The organism is Salinivibrio sp. PR919 (assembly GCF_001995355.1).
Taxonomy (GTDB): Bacteria; Pseudomonadota; Gammaproteobacteria; order Enterobacterales; family Vibrionaceae; genus Salinivibrio; species Salinivibrio proteolyticus.
Genome location: NZ_MUFL01000068.1, coordinates 1 through 19522 on the forward strand (window position 1 = coordinate 1; position 19522 = coordinate 19522).

18 protein-coding genes, 1 rRNA gene, 1 other RNA gene and 1 pseudogene are annotated in these 19522 nt (G+C 47.2%); 11 read left to right on the forward strand and 10 right to left on the reverse strand.

Annotated elements, in window-relative coordinates; translation table 11 throughout:
* From BZG83_RS16905 to BZG83_RS12410, 5 genes are all read right to left on the reverse strand, one after another.
* Nucleotides 1–140, reverse strand: a 16S ribosomal RNA gene (locus BZG83_RS16905); the annotation flags it as partial.
* 405 nt (nucleotides 141–545) lie between these two features.
* Nucleotides 546–968, reverse strand: a complete 423-nt coding sequence (locus BZG83_RS12395; RefSeq protein WP_069591131.1) for a type IV pilus modification PilV family protein — start codon at nucleotides 966–968, stop codon at nucleotides 546–548.
* 5 nt (nucleotides 969–973) lie between these two features.
* Nucleotides 974–2359 carry a hypothetical protein gene (locus BZG83_RS12400; RefSeq protein ID WP_077480958.1) on the reverse strand — a complete coding sequence of 462 codons (1386 nt, stop codon included), beginning with the start codon at nucleotides 2357–2359 and terminating at the stop codon, nucleotides 974–976.
* Nucleotides 2356–2994, reverse strand: coding sequence for a hypothetical protein (locus tag BZG83_RS12405; RefSeq protein ID WP_077480960.1), 639 nt, complete (start codon nucleotides 2992–2994; stop codon nucleotides 2356–2358). The genes BZG83_RS12400 and BZG83_RS12405 overlap by 4 nt, the downstream gene beginning before the upstream one ends.
* Complete coding sequence (locus BZG83_RS12410) at nucleotides 2981–3598, reverse strand: pilus assembly FimT family protein (RefSeq protein ID WP_077480962.1); 618 nt, start codon at nucleotides 3596–3598, stop codon at nucleotides 2981–2983. Before BZG83_RS12410 ends, BZG83_RS12405 begins: the two co-directional genes overlap by 14 nt.
* 100 nt (nucleotides 3599–3698) lie before the next feature.
* Between BZG83_RS12410 and BZG83_RS12415 the strand changes: the two genes are divergently transcribed.
* On the forward strand, nucleotides 3699–4154 hold the full coding sequence (locus BZG83_RS12415) for a type IV pilin protein (RefSeq protein WP_077480982.1): 456 nt from the start codon (nucleotides 3699–3701) through the stop codon (nucleotides 4152–4154).
* A 64-nt stretch (nucleotides 4155–4218) separates the two neighbouring features.
* Here the strand turns inward: BZG83_RS12415 and dnaJ are convergent, their stop codons facing one another.
* The 3 genes from dnaJ to grpE all read right to left on the reverse strand — a co-directional run bounded on the left by dnaJ (nucleotide 4219) and on the right by grpE (nucleotide 8290).
* Complete coding sequence (gene dnaJ, locus BZG83_RS12420; RefSeq protein ID WP_077457704.1) at nucleotides 4219–5367, reverse strand: molecular chaperone DnaJ; 1149 nt, start codon at nucleotides 5365–5367, stop codon at nucleotides 4219–4221.
* Nucleotides 5368–5486: 119 nt separating this feature from the next.
* Complete coding sequence (dnaK, locus tag BZG83_RS12425; RefSeq protein WP_077480964.1) at nucleotides 5487–7409, reverse strand: molecular chaperone DnaK; 1923 nt, start codon at nucleotides 7407–7409, stop codon at nucleotides 5487–5489.
* A 233-nt stretch (nucleotides 7410–7642) separates the two neighbouring features.
* On the reverse strand, nucleotides 7643–8290 hold the full coding sequence (gene grpE, locus BZG83_RS12430; protein WP_077480966.1) for a nucleotide exchange factor GrpE: 648 nt from the start codon (nucleotides 8288–8290) through the stop codon (nucleotides 7643–7645).
* 173 nt (nucleotides 8291–8463) lie between these two features.
* On the opposite strand from grpE, the gene nadK reads away from it, so the two are divergent.
* The 4 genes from nadK (at nucleotide 8464) to BZG83_RS12450 (ending at nucleotide 12712) form a co-directional block, all read left to right on the forward strand.
* On the forward strand, nucleotides 8464–9345 hold the full coding sequence (gene nadK / locus BZG83_RS12435) for an NAD(+) kinase (protein ID WP_077480968.1): 882 nt from the start codon (nucleotides 8464–8466) through the stop codon (nucleotides 9343–9345).
* A gap of 173 nt (nucleotides 9346–9518) precedes the next feature.
* The gene (recN, locus tag BZG83_RS12440; RefSeq protein WP_077480970.1) at nucleotides 9519–11186 is read left to right on the forward strand and encodes a DNA repair protein RecN; all 1668 of its coding nucleotides are present in this window, start codon (nucleotides 9519–9521) and stop codon (nucleotides 11184–11186) included.
* A gap of 256 nt (nucleotides 11187–11442) precedes the next feature.
* Nucleotides 11443–11799, forward strand: a complete 357-nt coding sequence (gene bamE / locus BZG83_RS12445; RefSeq protein ID WP_069591158.1) for an outer membrane protein assembly factor BamE — start codon at nucleotides 11443–11445, stop codon at nucleotides 11797–11799.
* Nucleotides 11800–11890: 91 nt separating this feature from the next.
* Nucleotides 11891–12712 (forward strand): alpha/beta fold hydrolase, encoded by an 822-nt coding sequence (locus tag BZG83_RS12450; RefSeq protein ID WP_077480972.1) that lies wholly within the window; start codon nucleotides 11891–11893, stop codon nucleotides 12710–12712.
* 93 nt (nucleotides 12713–12805) lie between these two features.
* Here the strand turns inward: BZG83_RS12450 and BZG83_RS12455 are convergent, their stop codons facing one another.
* Both BZG83_RS12455 and BZG83_RS12460 read right to left on the reverse strand, forming a co-directional pair.
* Nucleotides 12806–13156 carry an RnfH family protein gene (locus BZG83_RS12455; RefSeq protein WP_077480974.1) on the reverse strand — a complete coding sequence of 117 codons (351 nt, stop codon included), beginning with the start codon at nucleotides 13154–13156 and terminating at the stop codon, nucleotides 12806–12808.
* A complete protein-coding gene (locus BZG83_RS12460) occupies nucleotides 13149–13580 on the reverse strand; it encodes an SRPBCC family protein (protein ID WP_069591154.1) in 432 nt (143 codons plus the stop codon). The genes BZG83_RS12455 and BZG83_RS12460 overlap by 8 nt, the downstream gene beginning before the upstream one ends.
* Before the next feature lie 157 nt (nucleotides 13581–13737).
* Between BZG83_RS12460 and smpB the strand changes: the two genes are divergently transcribed.
* From smpB to BZG83_RS12490, 6 genes and pseudogenes are all read left to right on the forward strand, one after another.
* Nucleotides 13738–14223, forward strand: a complete 486-nt coding sequence (gene smpB / locus BZG83_RS12465) for an SsrA-binding protein SmpB (RefSeq protein ID WP_069591156.1) — start codon at nucleotides 13738–13740, stop codon at nucleotides 14221–14223.
* 47 nt (nucleotides 14224–14270) lie between these two features.
* Nucleotides 14271–14637: a transfer-messenger RNA gene (ssrA, locus tag BZG83_RS12470) on the forward strand.
* A gap of 96 nt (nucleotides 14638–14733) precedes the next feature.
* A complete protein-coding gene (locus BZG83_RS12475; protein WP_077480976.1) occupies nucleotides 14734–16023 on the forward strand; it encodes a site-specific integrase in 1290 nt (429 codons plus the stop codon).
* Between the two features lie 263 nt (nucleotides 16024–16286).
* The gene (locus BZG83_RS12480) at nucleotides 16287–17450 is read left to right on the forward strand and encodes a site-specific integrase (protein ID WP_077480978.1); all 1164 of its coding nucleotides are present in this window, start codon (nucleotides 16287–16289) and stop codon (nucleotides 17448–17450) included.
* A gap of 89 nt (nucleotides 17451–17539) precedes the next feature.
* A complete protein-coding gene (locus tag BZG83_RS12485) occupies nucleotides 17540–18595 on the forward strand; it encodes an AAA family ATPase (protein ID WP_241825745.1) in 1056 nt (351 codons plus the stop codon).
* A gap of 436 nt (nucleotides 18596–19031) precedes the next feature.
* Nucleotides 19032–19328: pseudogene (locus BZG83_RS12490) on the forward strand (cytosolic protein).
* The last annotated feature ends 194 nt before the right edge of the window (nucleotides 19329–19522 follow it).

A 19522-nucleotide genomic window follows, 5' to 3' on the forward strand; every position in this document is an offset into this window, starting at 1 on the left:
CCGCCGCTCGACGTCCAGTAAACCGCCGCTCGACGTCCAGTAAATCCACCGAAGCTTCAATACTGCCGTTTCCGCTCGACTTGCATGTGTTAGGCCTGCCGCCAGCGTTCAATCTGAGCCATGATCAAACTCTTCAATTAAAGTTTTTTCGAAACCGAAGTTTCAGCTCAATGAATACTGATTACTGTTTCTCTCCAAAGAGAAAAACGAATTGACTGTGCCGAACAACTRTAAAAGTTGTCGTTTGGTCACTCAGTTCATCGAATAAATCTTTTYGTCTATTCTCAACGAGTGCCCACACAGATTGCATAGGTCAAATTGTTAAAGAGCATCGCTCAATCTTGAGCGGGAGTGGCATTTTACGCCACCGAGGCAGTGAGTCAAGCTTTTTGTTTACTTGGCTTTGCTGCCGTTTGTTAGCGCGGTTTGCCGTGCCAACGAGGAGCGCATTATAGAGATGTATTTTTGTGACGCAAGGGGTTTTTAAAGAAAAAACACCGACCGCACAAAAAACACACAAAAGGGTGTGTTAAAGGGGGCTGGGTTTAACCATGGCGATGGATAGAAGCGGTAAAATAAAAGGTTAACGACTGGGAAATTCCTCGGCTATCTTTCCAACTTACAATCACTTCCAACTGTTTAGCATAAGGGCCTGTCTCCCCCATCAAGGTTTTCGTGGTTTTCGCTTCTAGTTGGTAAGGCGTCTCTTTGGTTTCAATCAAGCACCCAGCAATATTTGAAAGCCCAATCATTTCTCCATTGTTTGCTGAGCATGGTGTATCAGTGTTGATGCGCTGCCAAAGGGCGAGTTGATCACTGGCAATATGCATGGCTCCTTCGGCTAGCCGAGCATTATATTGCCGAGCTTCAATCTCTGCGGTGAGGCTATACAGCCCTAACCCCGTGACAGAGACCAGCACCAGCGCAATCATTATCTCTAAAAATGAAAAGCCAGATTGAGACTTCATCGCCTTTACCCTCCACTGGGTGGTGTTAGGTTGTAATAGCTATTGGGTAAGGGCCTTAACTGTCCGAGCCCCTCAAAACTAGCACGCTTATTACCATCATCATAATTAGCAACCAACGAGCCATTAATGACGGTATTGCCATCAGGTACATCGATGATAAATGCACCATTGGTTTTAAAACTACCATCAAACCAGAAGGGGACACGGCTTGCCTCATCAAACGTGTTGACATTTCCAGTGATTATTTGACAAAGCACTTGAGTGTTTTCGGTGGCGGGATAAGAGCAGGAGGCCGAACTTCCTTTCTCAGTCATCCCCCACTGTTTTGCAAATTCATTGGCCTGAATAGTGGGGTTAAACTGATACACTGCGCCGTTAAAGGGATCGATCGTACCACGAAGTGCCATAATACCATCTTGTACAACCAACAACACAGGTGGGACGTGTGGGCCACTCGGCAAATTCTCTTCTCCTCCACGACTTAAATCACAAGGCCCATCGACCCAGACTTTCACGTTAAGTTGTCCGCGCCCCTGTTCCATCGCATTGTAGACCGATTCATAACATTTCGATGCATCGCCATGCGTTTCAACGATGGTTCCGCCTTTTTCCTCAAACTGCTGTTTGGCAAGCCGCCACTGTGAACGCGGGACACCAAAAAAGTCTTGGAAAAGATCCATGTCCTTCACATTGGTTTGTACATCTTTTCTGAGCAGCTTCCTTGTCTCATCGCGGCTATCCGCAACTTCGCCATACTCGACTTTAGTTTTATACTCATCTGCACATTCTTTACCCTCTTCTAAGTGGACGGTAAATGTGTTTTTGCTTTCGTGATTCCCCTGATTACTTTTATCTGGTTGATCTGGCTTTTTGGGGCTAATTTTCACCTCACCACCGGCAATAATGGACTGACATTCATAGCTATCATCGTCACGTTTTTTGCCCTTCGCCGGCCGCCAGTCATTCCCGCCGTAAAATAACGCCGAACCTGACGTGACAAATGCCGCCGCGCGACCGCCTCCCGCGCTTTGCAAGGTGACTCCAACCTCCTGCTGATGTGAGTGACTACTTAGCCGCCACAACGAGGGATTGTTTGGCCAAGGCGCTAGCTCTAATCGACTTCCAGCCACACCTTGGCACTCTGATAATTGAGTCAGCCCTTCGGCCGCCTCACCGGATGAGAGGTCGAGGCCCTCTTGATAAATTTTCGCCACCGCACAATCTAACCCCGCCCAAGCCCGAGAGAGGTACTCTTGGGTTTTAATTCGTGCCTGCGCTTGCTGGATATCATTAATCGCACGCCGACTCACGCCAAACACTATCAACAGTGCAATCAAAGCAATACTGGCCACCACAACGAGCGTTGCAATACCGGTTTGTGTCTTCCTCATAACTGCCTCATTGTGTTGCGTAATACCAGAGTACGAGATAGGGTTTCTTGCGTGTGTGGGGCCTCTTTTAATGCAGCAGATAAGGTGATAGTTAGGGCGGTAACTATGCGATCATTAGGCGTACTCACTTCTTCGCGCTCAAAAGTCAGGTTATCGATCACAATGTTGCGTGAAGAAATATCTCGCCAGTAACCGGACTGGCACGTCCAGTTGGATGTGTCGTCGTGGTTCTCGTAGATTTCTACAGCCTGCTTATCAGCATCAAACCGAAAGCCTTTGACATCATCTTTTCCTGCATCCAACTGAGGAACGACGCCCGTCTGTTGGTAGGCAAACCGAATGCATTGCCCCTGATTGTTGCTGCCAGTGTCGCCAATCAAAATCAGATGCTTATCTACTTGGAACGCTGCTGTCTCACCACACTGATAACACAATCCGGCTCGACGAATATCYGCCTCCATCATGGTCAGTAAGCGGCTTAGCTCAAGGGACAAGCTAGTCTTCGCATCAAGACGGGTTTGAGTCACACTGGCAGACGTCATCATCGATAATGCCGCTAACATGACCATTAAACTAACCGATAAACCGATAAGCAGTTCGAGCAAGCCATACCCCCRCTGATTAACTACTCGCATCTTTTTCACCCTCAGTACGGCAAGTTGTGTTGTCTTTGTTTTTACAATAGCTGAAACCAAGGTACTGACGGACTTGCACGATATAGTCTGGCTGTTGGCTGTTGTCGGTGCTTAATCCCAGTGTGAGGTTGAGGCTTGGCCGCTGGGTGCGAAAGTCAACCGTAAATAGTCCGGGTGATTCTTCGTCTGCGTCTACTTCTTCTACATCTTGCCACTCTTCTTTAACTTTTCTTTTTAGCGTGACCTGTTTATCCAACCTCACCATCAAGGCTTGGGTTTGGTGACAGTCGAGAGACGTTGGCTGTCGGCCTGCTGATGTTCGGGCTGTGGACACTGGCTCTGCTTTGGCAACAATGCAATCCACCCCATCCTCACTCACGAAGCTGACAACATACGGACGATTTTCTTCAACGGCTCGGCTTTGTGCTAATTGAAACAAACTGGTGAGTGCCGCACTGTCGTTAGCAACCAGCGTCGCTTGGCGCGCTTTTTGAAAGTTAGGAAACGCAACACTGCAGGTAATCGCGACCACAGCCAGCGCAATCAGTGACTCAATTAAAGTAAAGCCATGAGAAAGCCGCCTAAGATGAAGGGTAAAACGCATACTGCCTCCCAAGTTAATCGCCCACCGATTGATGATGAGAGTACCACTGCCTTAGGCTGGATGACCGTTTAGTGACAGAGTCTTCGAGAGGCTAACAAAAATGAGCTTTAACAGTATCTCACGCTTACAAAAAGGCGTGACATTAGTCGAATTACTGTTTGGGGTCGCCATTATTGCTACGCTAGTCGGCATTGCGTTACCCGTCTATTCTCATTACAAACAGCAACAAGAAAGGCAACATGCAAAGCGTAACCTGGTCCAGTTACAAGCATGGGTAGAGGATCATTTTATTACCCATCAATCGTTTCCTAACGCCAGCGACCAAACTGAGTTAAAAGACAAGTTGTGCGAAAACTGTCAGCTATCTCAACGCTACAACTTTGCAGTGCATGGGCAAACAAAAAGCTATTATGTCACTGCCACGCCGCGTCAAGAAACCTCGCAGGAGAAAGACCCCTGTGGTGCACTAACCCTTTACCCGAGTGGCCTAATCGCCGCGCAATCGAACCATAAAGACTGCCCGCTTCCCCATCTTCAAGCTCCGACTAAAGGATAAAAAAATAGCCAGCACGGGGCTGGCTATTCATCACTTTAGTTGTTCTTTAGACAAGTGGTATTCATTAACCGGTAAGGTCATCGAAGAATTTCTTCACGCCATCGAAAAAGCCTTCTGATTTTGGCTTATGCTTTTTCGCTTCGCTTCCACTGAATGACTCTTCAAGCTCTTGTAAAAGCTCTTTTTGACGGCTGCTCAATTTGACAGGAGTTTCAACCACCAGCTTACAAATGAGATCACCCATACCGCCGCCACGTACGGATTGTACGCCTTTGCCACGCATGCGGAACATACGACCCGTTTGCGTTTCGGCCGGCACTTTCAAGCTTACACGGCCATCCAATGTCGGCACTTCAACTTCGCCGCCGAGTGCGGCCATTGTGAAGCTAACCGGTACTTCGCAGTAAAGATTATTACCATCACGGGTGAAAATATGGTGCTCACGAATGTGTACTTGTACGTACAAATCACCCGCTGGGGCACCGTTTTCTCCGGCTTCACCTTCACCTGATAGACGAATTCGATCCCCTGTATCGACGCCAGCTGGAATTTTCACATTCAGGTGTTTGGTCTTTTTCACACGACCTTGACCATGACAGCTGTTACAAGGGTCTTTAATAATGGAGCCGCTACCATGACAGGTTGGACAGGTTTGCTGCACAGCAAAGAAACCTTGGCGCATTTGCACCTGACCAATACCATTACAGGTACCACAGGTTTGCTTTTGCGAGCCAGGTTTGGCACCGCTGCCATGACACGTATCACAGCCTACATAGGTCGGGACTTCGATCTCTTTGCTGACGCCACGGACCGCCTCTTCAAGCGTTAGCTCCATGTTATAGCGCAGATCGGCACCACGTTGCGCGCGTTGCTGACCACCGCGACGCCCTCCGCCGAATATATCGCCGAATACGTCACCAAAAATATCGCTAAAGTCAGCGCCACCGCCGAAACCACCGCCGCCGAAGCCGCCGCCACCCATACCGCCTTGTTCAAAGGCTGCGTGGCCATATTGATCATAGGCAGCGCGTTTTTGTGGGTCGGTCAGCACTTCGTACGCCAGCTTAATTTCTTTGAACTGGTCAGCGGCATCTTCGCCTTTATTACGGTCTGGGTGATATTTCATCGCCAGCCGCTTATAGGCTTTTTTAATATCGCGCTCGCTCGCATCGCGGCTTAGACCGAGCACTTCATATAAATCTCTTTTTGACATGGTCTGACTGCACCTGTTTACGTCAACAAAACAAAGACGTTCAAATCACGGTTTGATAAAACGACGGGCGAAGGAGATTGCTCCCCTACGCCCGTGCTTACTAACGACAGCGCTTTCGCTTATTTCTTGTCGTCGTCTTTGACTTCTTCAAACTCAGCGTCAACGACGTCATCGTCTTGTTTCGCTGAATCTGCACCGGCGTCTTGTTGCGCCTGCTCAGCTTGTGCTTGCTGCTGAGCAATTTCCATCAGTTTTGATGAAGCCGCGACCAGTGCTTGTACTTTCGCATCGATGGCTTCTTTATCTTCGCCATTGCGCGCAGTTTCAAGCTCAGAGATCGCTGTTTCGATCTTCTCTTTGTCTTCTGCTGGCAGTTTGTCGCCGGCTTCTTCAACTTGCTTACGGGTGCCGTGAACCAGCTGATCCGCTTGGTTACGTGCAGTGGCGAGCTCTTCGAACTTCTTGTCCGCTTCTTTGTTCGCTTCTGCTTCTTGAACCATCTTCTCAACTTCTTCATCACTCAAGCCGCCAGACGCTTGGATGGTGATTTTCTGCTCTTGACCCGTTTGCTTGTCTTTCGCAGACACGTTCAAGATACCATCAGCATCAAGATCGAAGGTCACTTCGATTTGTGGCACACCACGTGGCGCAGGCTGAATGCCTTCTAGGTTAAACTGACCCAGTGATTTGTTATGCATGGCTTGCTTACGCTCGCCTTGAATCACGTGGATAGTTACCGCGCTTTGGTTGTCTTCCGCCGTCGAGAACACTTGGTTCGCTTTAGTTGGGATCGTGGTGTTTTTCTCGATGAGCTTGGTCATCACACCGCCCATGGTTTCAATACCCAGTGACAGAGGCGTTACGTCAAGCAGTAGCACGTCTTTTACGTCGCCTGCCAGTACACCACCTTGCACTGCCGCACCAACAGCAACCGCTTCATCAGGGTTCACGTCTTTACGTGGGTCTTTACCGAAGTACTCAGCAACTTTCGCCTGTACCATTGGCATACGGGTTTGACCACCTACCAAGATGACATCAGTGATTTCATCAACAGACAGCTCAGCGTCTGCCAGAGCAACTTTCATTGGCTCAAGRGAACGTTGAACCAAATCTTCAACCAAAGACTCAAGCTTGGCGCGCGTTACCTTGATGTTCATGTGCTTAGGACCAGTAGCATCCGCAGTCACATAAGGCAGGTTAACGTCAGTTTGCTGCGCAGAAGAGAGCTCGATTTTCGCTTTTTCTGCCGCTTCTTTCAGACGTTGCATCGCCAATGGGTCTTGACGCAAGTCGATGCCTTGCTCTTTCTTAAACTCGTCGACCAAGTAAGTGATCAGACGGTTATCAAAGTCTTCACCACCTAGGTGCGTGTCACCGTTAGTCGCCAGTACTTCGAACGTTTGCTCGCCATCTACTTCATCGATTTCGATGATAGAGATATCGAAGGTACCACCACCCAAGTCATAAACTGCGATAGTGCGATCGCCGCCTTTCTTGTCTAGACCATAGGCCAGTGCGGCTGCAGTTGGCTCGTTGATGATACGCTTAACTTCTAGACCTGCGATACGACCAGCATCCTTAGTTGCTTGACGCTGAGAGTCGTTAAAGTAAGCAGGTACTGTGATAACCGCGCCAGTCACTTCCTCACCGAGGAAGTCTTCAGCGGTTTTCTTCATTTTCTTCAGAACCTCAGCAGAGACCTGAGGTGCAGCCATTTTCTGGCCTTTCGCCTCAACCCACGCATCGCCATTGTCAGCTTTGACAATTTTGTATGGCATGATGCTAATGTCGCGCTGTACTTCTTCGTCTTCAAAACGACGACCGATCAAACGTTTGATCGCGAACAGGGTGTTTTCTGGGTTTGTCACCGCCTGACGCTTTGCAGGTTGACCGACTAGCGTTTCACCGTCTTGTGTATAAGCGATGATTGAAGGTGTTGTACGATCACCTTCTGCGTTTTCAATCACGCGTGCTTTTTCACCGTCTAGTACAGCGACACATGAGTTGGTTGTACCCAAGTCAATACCAATGATTTTACCCATCTGGTGCTCTCCGAAATTCGTTCTGTGGCTTTATTGCGTTACACCCTATGTGGGGGTAACCGTGAGAGGTTCAACCCCTCACCGCAAATTTTTATTTAACGCTGCAATCTAAATAAGGGCAGCATGCTTGTTTTCAAGGTCTGCGATAAAAAAAACCGCATTTTTTAGGCCTTTTATATCGAGTGGCTGACAAAAAGGCCTGTATTTATTGACGTTTTCGACGTCAGACCTTGTTACGCTTTTTCGTCAACGTTGCCTTGTGGTGCTTTAGATACCATCACCATCGCTGGGCGCACGACGCGACCATTTAGCTCGTAACCTTTTTGCATCACCATCATCACGGTGTTTGGCTCGTGCTCAGCGCTTTCTTGGATTGACATCGCTTGGTGCAGTTCAGGATTGAATGGCTGACCTTGCGGATCAATTGCGTTCAGGCCGAACTTTTCAACCGTATCAGTCATGGTTTTTAGGGTAAGCTCCACCCCTTCAACCATAGGCTTGATGGCTTCGTTTTCTTTATCCGCCATCTCGACAGCACGCTCCATGTTATCAATCACGGGCAACAGCTCACCGGCAAACTTCTCTAGCGCGAATTTACGCGCTTTATCGATTTCTTGCTCAGTACGACGGCGCATATTGTCGACATCCGCACGGGCACGCAGCACGCTGTCTTGCTGCTCTTTCACTTTCGCTTCACTGGCTTCAAGTGCGGCTTCAAGCTCGGTAATACGTGCAATCATGGCCTCGGTCTCGGCGTCTTCGATATCCGCCGCACTACCGCTCACTTGTTGCTCAGTGGCCTGCTCTGCGTTTTTGGCTTCAGCAGCTTGCGCTTGTTTTACGGCTTCCTGCTCTTGCTTCACTTTCTGTTCTTCGCTCATGATCACTCCGACACAAATGGCATTGCCCAGCACGCCACTGGGACTATTCAACTTGATTGACGGGGTTATTATGGGGATGAATATTCACGATTCAACCATCAGGCCAACCCAAATCACGACAATCGCGATTTTGCCGCGTTATACTGGGCACAAATAGACACAGGATCCGCATTATGTCGACACCTTTTACACGCATTGCGCTTATCGGTAAGCCTCGTAACCCAGAGGCCGTGAACACACACATTAGCCTTTATCATTGGCTCACCGAGCGTGGTTATGAGGTGTGCATTGATACGCGTCTTAGTACTAATTTGGGATTACCCGATGCGCATTACTTGGATCTTGTTACGATTGGTCAACATGCTGACTTAGCCATTGTGATTGGGGGCGATGGCAACATGCTGGGCGCTGCACGCGTGTTATCGCGCAGTGACATCAAGGTGATTGGAGTGAATCGGGGCAATTTAGGCTTTTTGACCGACTTAGATCCCGACGCCTTCGAAAACGCGCTTGAAGCCGTCTTGAGCGGTGAATATATGGAAGAAGATCGGTTTTTACTCGAAACCGAGATCCACCGTCATGACCAAGTCAAAAGTCATAATGCCTCATTGAACGAAGCAGTGCTCCACCCAGGGCAAGTGGCGCATATGATTGAGTTTGAAGTTTACATTAACGAACAGTTTGCCTTTTCTCAGCGCTCCGACGGGATCATTATTTCAACCCCCACCGGCTCCACGGCGTACAGTTTATCGGGAGGCGGCCCAATTCTCTCTCCGAGCCTAAACGCGATTTCACTGGTCCCTATGTTCCCTCACACCCTATCCAGCCGTCCGTTAGTCGTCGATGGCAACCGCCGCATTAAACTGCTGGTTTCGCCCGATAACCGCGGCACGCTGGAAGTCAGTTGCGACGGACAAGTCTCTCTTCCTGTGAACCCTGGCGACGAAGTGCATATTTATAAAAGCCCGGCCACGCTGAAGCTTATCCATCCCAAAGATTACAATTATTACAACACGTTACGCACCAAGCTAGGCTGGTCGTCGAAACTCTTCTAATCGCTTCCCTTGCCGTAAAAGGGCATAAAAGCAGGTTCGCCTGCTTTTTTGGTGTGCAATTTTTGTGCGGAAACTCCCAGAAGGAACAATTCTTCTTTTTACATATTCACTGGATGTAAAAACAGTATATACTGTATCTATACACAGTTGTTGATAGATACAGGTGTTTTCCTATGTTAGCCGATATGACCATTCAAAACTTTGCCATCGTGAAATCCTTGGAGTTGGAGTTTAGTAAAGGAATGACGGCGATCACCGGAGAGACAGGTGCAGGTAAATCGATTTCTATCGATGCACTCGGCCTTTGCCTAGGCGACCGCGCGGACGCCAATATGGTGCGTCCCGGTGAAAAACGCGCAGAGATCACCGCCAGTTTTACCCTCGAACAAAACAGTGCCGCGCGTCGTTGGTTGCAAGATAATGAGCTTGAAGACGGCGACGACTGTATTCTTCGTCGCGTGATTACCAAGGAAGGCCGCTCTCGTGCTTATATTAACGGTAACCCTGTCCCTGCCTCACAGCAAAAAGCCTTAGGACAACTACTGATTAATGTCCATGGCCAACACGCTCACCAACAACTGTTGCGCCCAGAACACCAGATCACCCTGCTCGACCAATATGCCGGACACCAATCACTGCTTGATAAGATGGCGTCTCGCTACCAACGTTGGCGTCGTGCTAAAAACGAGTTAAAGGCACTGATCAAGAAAAAAGACGATCTCGATGCCCAGCAACAACTGCTGGAATATCAAGTCGGCGAATTGAACGAGCTGGCACTAGGCGAAGAGGAATACCAGCAGATTGAAGAAGAACACAAGCGCTTATCAAACAGCGGCGATATTGCGATGACAAGCCAAGCGGTCGTGGATTTGCTCAGTGATAACGAAGACGCTAACGCGCTCAACCTTTTAAATGCCGCGCAGCAACGCTTGGTTGAACTGGCCACACTGGACAGTCAATTTGAGCCCTTAGCCACACTTATCGAAGAAGCGCGCATTCAAGCGCAAGAAGCGAGTCAAGAAGTGACCAGTTACCTCGACCGGTTAGACATGGATCCGCAACGCTTACAATATCTTGATGAGCGCATGAGCACGATTATGAGATTGTCACGCAAACATCATGTGCAACCCGAAGCGCTTTATCAAACGCACCAACAATTGATCCAAGAACTGGATAAGTTAGCCCATAATGATGAGGCGATTGAGCAGCTCCAAGCCGACGTGGATGCGCATTTTGCCGCCTGTTTGGACACGGCAGAAAAACTCAGTAAAAGCCGACGTCGTTATGCCCGTGAGCTCAATAAACTGATCACGCAAAGCATGCACCAACTGAGCATGGAGCACGGTACCTTTGAAATCCAAGTCGAAAACAAAGCCGACACTCATCTAAGTCCCTTAGGGGGAGATGCGGTGGCCTTTTTGGTGTCAACCAACCCGGGTCAACCGCTGCAACCGCTCGCAAGGGTTGCCTCTGGCGGTGAGTTATCTCGGATTTCATTAGCCATTCAAGTGATCACCGCCCAAAAAGTGGAAACCCCGAGTCTGATCTTTGATGAAGTCGATGTCGGTATCAGTGGTCCAACAGCGGCGATTGTCGGTAAGTTACTGCGTCAATTGGGCCAATCGACCCAAGTAATGTGCGTAACACACTTACCACAAGTCGCCGGATGCGGGCATCAGCAAATGTTTGTCGCCAAGCAAACAGAAAAAGGCACCACGACCACCCGTATGTATCCGTTGGCCCGCGAAGAACGCATCAATGAACTGGCACGCCTACTCGGCGGTAGCGAGATCACCGAACGTACGCTGGCCAATGCCGAAGACTTGCTGGTTGCCGCATAGCATGCGTCAACCTATGGCACTCAACGATTCGCGACACCTCACAAACCTGTGAGCGTGTCGCCTTTTTCTCTTTTTAGGGCGAACTTTTTTCGATTCTTCCCATCCAATCGCTAGTCGCGAGCAGGTTTTTTACATATATTCCGAGCTTGTTTATACTCATTCGCCTTTCGTCAGGGACGAAAAAGCCTGTATCCACGGAACGATTTGCGTGTGAGTGATATTATTTGCCATCAACGAGACAGTGAAGATGTTAACTATGGGTTGGACTAAAGCCGCCATTGCTGCCCTAATGGCAATTGCCATTACTGGCTGTTCTTACGCCGAGAAACTGGTTTATCGCGTCGATATCAATCAGGGCAATTACATTGAAGAAAAAGCCGTAGACTCACTTAAGTTTGGCATGACCAAAGAGCAGGTTAAGTTCTTACTCGGCCCTCCTATGCTGGTCGAATCTGGCTACCCAAACACGTGGTATTTTGTCCAATGGCAACAGCCTGGTCACCAAGCACCAACACAAAAAGATCTCGTGCTCTCTTTTGATGACAACAACCAGTTAGTCAAGGTCGATGGTGACTTCACGCCGGGTGAAAGCTTTTTCGAAGCCGTCCAATAATTCACGTTTCCGCGCGGTATCGCCACTGCGCGGAGCTCCTATGCCTTCGCGTTCATGGTAGTCTTAAGCTTTTACGCTTAGCTATCACACTATGAAACATATCTTCGAACACCATGGAAAACGCCTTGCTTACCAAGATGTTGGACAAGGGCCTGTTCTGTTATTCGGCCATAGCTACCTGTGGGACAGTGCCATGTGGGCGCCTCAGGTTGAAGTGTTAAGTCGCCATTACCGTTGCATTGTGCCTGACTTGTGGGCCCACGGGGACTCAGACGATGCCCCCGAGCAGACACACTCGCTCGCTGATATTGCGGCAGATATGCTCGCACTGCTCGATCACCTCAACATTGAACAGGTCACGCTCATTGGTCTGTCCGTTGGCGGAATGTGGGGCGTTGAGTTTGCTCAGTTAGCGCCTTCGCGTTTGAAAGCATTGGTGTTAATGGACACCTTTGTCGGTCGCGAGCCCGAGGTAACGCACCAAAAATACATGGGAATGCTCACCACTATCGAGCAAGTCCAGCATGTCCCCGCGCCGCTTCTCGACGCCATCGTGCCACTGTTTTTCGCCCCCGCCACGCTGGCACAGCAACCGCACTTCGTCGACGCTTTCCATCACTCGCTCCAGCAACTTGAAGGCGATCGCGCTAACGCCGTCGCGCGTATTGGCCGTCTTACCTTTGACCGTCGCGATCAAATCGATGCTCTCGCCAAATTAGCATTGCCCGTGCTGATTATGGTGGGGCAACACGATGTGGCCCGTCCGCCGCTTGAGAGCTATTTGATGCAAGATGAGCTCACAGGCGCGGAGCTCACACTGATCCCAGAGGCAGGACATATTGCCAACCTTGAGCAACCAGAACGAGTTACCGAACGTTTGATGCATTTTTTACAACACGTCTATCGAGACTAATGCGTTAACAAGACAACTATCCGCGCTCTCTTGATACAAAAAACGCCGAGAGTCGGCGTTTTTTCATGTTCGTTGCGAAAGCCGTTGACGGCGTTAAGAGCGCTTGCGCTGGGTATCCACGCGTCCGCCCGTAACAGGATCCGCTTTTCCTTCTTGCTTCGCGCGTTCCGCTCGGCGTCGGCGAATTTCTTTGGGATCCGCCTGCAGTGGGCGATAAATCTCAATACGATCCCCATCACGCACTTGTGCATCCAGCTTCACGGTGCGGCTGAAGATGCCGACTTTATTATTGTCTAAATCAATCTCTGGGTAAGCTTTAAGCACACCAGATTGGCGAATAATCTCTTCAACGGTCGATTGTGGTTTCACCACACAATTAAAAATCCGCTGTTCATTCGGCAATGCGTAGACCACCTCAACACGGAGTAGTGTTTCTTCACTCATAGATCGTTTTCGCTCGTTCAGTAAATGCTTTCACCATACTACTTGTTAGCTCGCTGAAGATACGACCAAACGCCACTTCAACTAATCGATTGGTAAACTCAAATTCAAGATCGAGCTCAATTTTACAGGCGTCGCTGGAAAGCGGTGTAAAACGCCAACCTCCGCTCAGCCGTTTAAATGGCCCATCGACCAATGTCATATCAATGCGCGTGTTTTCCACCAAGTAATTTTTGGTCGTAAAGGTTTTCTTGATGCCTGCCTTCGCCACGTCTAACGATGCCACCATGGTTGTGTCAGTGTGCTCAATCAAGCGTGTGCTCACGCACCCAGGCAAAAACTGTGGATAGGCCTCAACATCATTCACCAAGGCAAACATTTGCTCAGCACTGTAGGGCACTAAAGCCGAGCGGATAATTTGCGGCATAAGGACTCCTTGCAAGTTAACCGCGAAATCATACCACCGCCGCATCTATTCACCAAAGCGTGCAGACGCGTGTATCGACAAATACAGATGCGCATCACTCAGGCTCGTGCGATAATCCTTTCATTCCTCAACACATAGCCTTTATAATGCGCCCACTATGGCTAAGAAAAACGCAAAGAACAAAGCAAGCAGTAACACCATCGCGCTGAATAAAAAAGCTCGCCATGAGTTCTTCATCGAAGATGACTTTGAGGCCGGGCTTGAGCTACAAGGCTGGGAAGTAAAATCTCTCCGCGCCGGTAAAGCCAATATCAGCGAAAGTTATGTGTTGCTGAAAGACGGGGAAGCCTTTTTGTTCGGGGCAACCATCACCCCGCTTAATGTGGCCTCCACCCATGTGGTGGCTGATCCTCAGCGTACACGCAAGCTCTTGCTTAAGCGTCGTGAGCTTGATACCTTGATCGGAAAAGTTAACCGGGATGGTTTCACAGTCGTGGCTCTTTCCCTGTACTGGAAAAAATCCTTCGCCAAGCTCAAAATCGGCTTAGCAAAAGGTAAAAAACTTCACGATAAACGCGATACCGCGAAAGACAGAGACTGGCAACGTCAAAAAGCCAGAATCATGAAAAACGCAGCACGTTAATCGTTGACGCGGCAGATCAATATGTTAGACTCTGCCGTCCAAACTCTGGGGCTGATTCAGGATTCGACAGGATTGAGAAGGCCCGTGGAGCATGCCGAGGGGCGGTTGGCCTCGTAAAAAGCCGCAAAAAAATAGTCGCAAACGACGAAAACTACGCACTAGCAGCTTAATAACCTGTTGAGTGCCTATCCTCCCTAGCCTTCGCCTGTAGGACGGGGATCAAGGATAGTCAAAACCAAACAGGATCGCGTGGATGCTTTGACCCGAAAGCTGAAGCGTTAAATCTAAGTCGGGTATGTCTTTGTGTGGCGTGTTTGTCCGCAGCACACTGACGAGATTAAAGACAAACTAAGCATGTAGCGCCATTGGTTAGACTGATTCTGGACGCGGGTTCAACTCCCGCCAGCTCCACCAATCGATTGGAAAGGGCGGTAAGTCACTGATTTACCGCCCTTTTTGTATTCAGAATTTCGATATTAGGCTGTTTGTACTACATTTTGGTACTAAAACATGCGCTATTTACATATCTCAAAATCTGGCATTTGGCAGTTCCGTTTTCAGATTCCCTCAGAGCATCGACACCTATTCGATGGACGCAAGGAGATCAAACGTTCACTTAAAACGTCAGATAAACAAGTTGCAACGATCCATGCGTTGCAACTTGAGATAGAAATACGAAAAAGCCTTACTTCACCTACCCCTTCTAGCAAAAATAATAAACTAGAGGTTCAAACGCCACCTAAATCGATTGCAGTGCAAAGACCCAAGCAACGTTTAAACAACACACCTCAACATGCTCTAGACCTATTCATTAAATACAAGCGTGCTCACCTGTCCGACAAGTCAGTGGTGATGCTGCAAGCAAAATGCAACGTAGTTTTAGATCTACTTAATAAAAAACAGCTTGCGCTGATTAGGCGAACCGATGCCGAACRAGTTATCGATTTATTGCGCCGCTACCCTACAAACCTTAAAAAGCACCGCCTGTTCAGCGGACTATCTGGTACTCAGGCGATCAAACTTAACAAAGAGCTTGGGTTGCCTACACTCAGCGAAGAATCCGTCAAAGATTATAGCCAAAAGATGTCTGGCTTTTTTGAATGCTGTGTTCTCAATGAACTGACTGATATCAATCCCTTCAAAGCAATCAGGTTTAAAAAGCAACGAAAGGATAGCGCTGCAAAATCTGCATATTCTTCTGCCGACCTGCATAAGCTATTCGGCACTCCAGTTCATTGTGAGAGAGATTTTAAGCACCCCTATTACTACTGGCTTCCACTACTTGGATACTTCACTGGTGCCCGCCTAAATGAACTCTGTCAGCTTTACAAAGCGGATATATATAGACAGGAAGGAATTTGGGTACTCCAAATTGATGATAGGTTTGAGGGACAGAAACTAAAGAACTTAACCAGTCGCCGAATTGTACCAATCCATCAACGACTAATTGATATCGGCTTTATTGATTATTTAACCTCTGTTCAACACGATCGATTATTTCCAGAGCTTAAGGATTCAAAGGATGGCTTCGGTAGTGCGGCTTCAAAATGGTTCGGCAGATTCAAGACTCGGTTAGGTTTTGCGAAAGGGTATGACTTTCATTCCTTCCGCCATACCGTTGCCACACAACTTAAGCAGCAACAGGTTTCCCATATTGCTGCCGGAGCAATTCTCGGTCACTCCCAAAATAACATTACCTACGACCGATACGGGAAGGATCTGAACATTGAGCAAGTGAAGACTGTCGTAAACCTGATTGATCCCCGCCCACTAGATAAGGTGCAAAACTATTCAACTTAGTGCCACTAGCCACCTCTTAAACTGCTATTTGGCTTTAGTTTTGGGCGTGATTTCACGCCCCCCAAAAAAAATTCAATTCGCTCACCCTTTGAGCAATTAGCTCTAAACAACCAAATAAACACATTAAAAACAAAAACTTAAAAAACATGTTGCAGTTAAATTTGCATACATGTATGAGATTCATAGGTTACCATTTTTTTGCTTTACGGGCGTGAAAGGTCTTCTTAGATTAATTGGAAAGCAATTAATCACTAGGAACTAGTATGAATTTATCCTCATCTGTGGCACAAGGTTTACGCTCCAATTTCAGCGATAATACAAACCTCGAAGCTATCCTCAACCTTAAAATTCCAGTGCCACGAAGCCATAAGACACTAGAACCACTAACAGGTGTAGAACTACTAGATGCTTACACAGATTCACGTATCAAACTCGGGAAATCTAAGCTAATAAACATCCAGCAAGATCATGAGCTTCTTACGAGAGTATTGAACCTCATCTGCTTTGATGACTTAAACGAGCTTGATCGTTCTGGCGCTGAAAACGTCCGAGACGCCTTGAGCCACTATCCCACGAACGCAAAGAAACACTCTGAGTTTATGGGACTAACAGGGTACGACGTAATCTTCAAAAATGCTGCATTGCCAACGCCTAAACCATGCCTTTCCCTTACAACCATTAAAGGGATAATCGAAAAGTTCTCTACTTTTCTTAAATGGAGCAAAGATCATGGATACATTAAGGACAATGTATTCTATCGACTTCCAAAAAAGAGTGAAAAAGGTGGCAAGAAACGCCTATGTTTCTCCGACCAACACCTTGCTGCCATTTTCAAAATGAAGGACTACAAATCGCATAGCTACCTTCACCCTTATTACTATTGGGTACCGTTATTGGGGCGCTACACAGGGGCAAGGCTGAACGAAATTTGCCAACTAACCATTGATGACATACTGCAAGTAGATGGTGTCGAGTGTCTAAATATTTCGGATAACTTCGAGGGGCAAAGTGTGAAAAATAGTTCATCTATCAGGCTGATCCCTATTCATAATGAATTGATTGCAAAAGGCTTCTTAGCATTCGTAAATTCAAAGAGTAGTGGTCGCCTCTTCCCAGAGCTACCACTTATTAAAGGGTACTACTCACACAATGCTTCGAAGTGGTTTCAACGTCGCAGGTATTCATTGGGTTTCGGTAAAGGGTTAGATGCGCACTCTTTCCGACACACGTTCATCAATGAGCTTAAACAGTTAGGTGTCTCTAAAGAGATAATAGAATGTATTGTTGGTCATAAACATAATTCTGAGTCGTTTGATACCTACAGCGAGCAATACAGCCCTAGCCTTCTTGCTCCTGTGGTAAACATGATCGGTACATCACATACAGCTTCTGTACTTCCTTACGCACAAAAGAAAGTAGCCGCTTAACTCTTAATTTAAATTCTCAATTATCCCTCCCCAAATCGTTGGGGAGGCGTCTCCATAAATAAACAAACATAAACTGTTATATGACCAAAATGAAAAACAACCATAATCAAACAAAAACGATGAAATTGCTTACGAATTTTTCTATTAACGAAGACCTAGCACAAATCAAACAAGAAGTAGCTGAAAGCTCCTTTGTTTTTGATCGATTCGTCCTCAAGGGGCAATCAAACATCCTGTTCGCACCACCGAATGCAGGTAAAACACTACTAATAATCCATCACCTAAAACAAGCCCATTGCGCTGGTCACCTCCATGGCTTATCTGTCTTCTACGTTAATGCTGATGATTCTCAGAATGGTATCATTGAAAAAACCGAAATCTTGGCCAGTATTGGAGTTCACTCGCTCGTTCCCGGCTACAACGGCTTTAAATCGCATTCACTACTTGGTGTTTTGGATGGATTGGCTGCCGATAACGACGCAAAGAATGTCGTTATCATTGTCGATACACTGAAAAAGTTTGCCGATACCATGGATAAAAAGAACATGCGCACATTTGGTATCAAAGTGAGCGAATTCATTCTCAAAGGTGGCACATTTATCGGCCTAGGCCATACCAACAAAAATCGAGATATGAATAACAATCTTGTCTACTCTGGAACATCAGATCTCATGGAAGATGTCGATTGTATCTACATGATGGACATTGAAGACGAGAAAATTGACAAAACAGGACGACAAACTAAATACATAAAACTGACCAACCAGAAGCTTCGAGGCAACAATGCCCTCGAACTCACATACGTTTATGAGAAGTCAAAAGACATGCCTTACGTTGATATGGTTGATTCTGTCTACAACGTCGACTCTGAGACTTACTCTCAAGAGAAGATTTTGCGTGACGAAGAGAACAAATACACTCACTTTATCAATCAGTATCAAGATGCTGTTTCACTCATTACAACGCTACTTAGCACCACTGAATCAGACAAAACAGAACTAAGGGATCATTTGGTCAAACATACCAACTATGGTCGTGACAAGTGTATTGAAATCATTGATAAGCTCTCAGGCAGGCTAATTGATTTTAAAGTGGGAGGCAAAACTGGGCGTAAAAAATTTTACTACCTCATCACCAACATCTAGCTTCTATAACCGTTTATTCCGTTCTTTCAGTTGATTAAAAAAACGTAAAGAACGTAATGTCCTAGAGCTTGAGCCAGTCATTAACGCTGGCTCCCTTCCCCCCCCCAAAAAAAATAACATCCTTTTCAGGTCTCCTCTCAAAAACATCTAACTCCCTATTCCAGAATATTTTTGTACTGTGGCATTTATGGTACTCAAAGACAAAAACCTAGATTTTGGGTAAGATATAGGCAATTAGCATCATAACCAAATCCATAGGCACATAATGGTTCAGCAACACCAACAAAAATTACAAAAACAGCTCTGGACATTGCCAACACGCTGCGTGGCAATAATGTCTGCGGATGATTTTCATGACTCCTGATAGTGATAAAATCCCCGCATCAGAATTACCGAGAAACTCTTTGTTATCCATCATGTTAACGGCATCGACTAGCTGGTGATTACAGCTTTGAAGACCTGAAAACTATGTTTATCGAAGAAACCGGTGCGATCCCCTCTTGCTTCTCTAACGCCAACGAGTTGAGCCTGACTGTTCAAACCAAGCGCACTTATGGATATTTGCCTATACTCAACGGCGTAATTACCGATACTGGCACTTTTCAAAGCCCAGATAACGAAGAAGATTTGAATCCACAGTTTGCCTGCCTAGCTGAGGGGCGTGGTCGAGTGTTTATCTATTACGGTAGGTTTTGTGGATGACGAGCAGACCTTTATCACCCGAATGGAGTGAAAATTATTCAGTTTAAAAGAGTCTGTTCCGATATTTACGATATCTAAACCTTCATTATGGTTTGCAATCGGGGCAATGAATTGATCGGATTGAACGCCCCACTCTAGGGAATCCCCTCATAAATATCTTTTGAAACAATGAGGTAGACACGCATCACTCCCTCTGATCTAATGAATTTCGCCAAAAACACACTC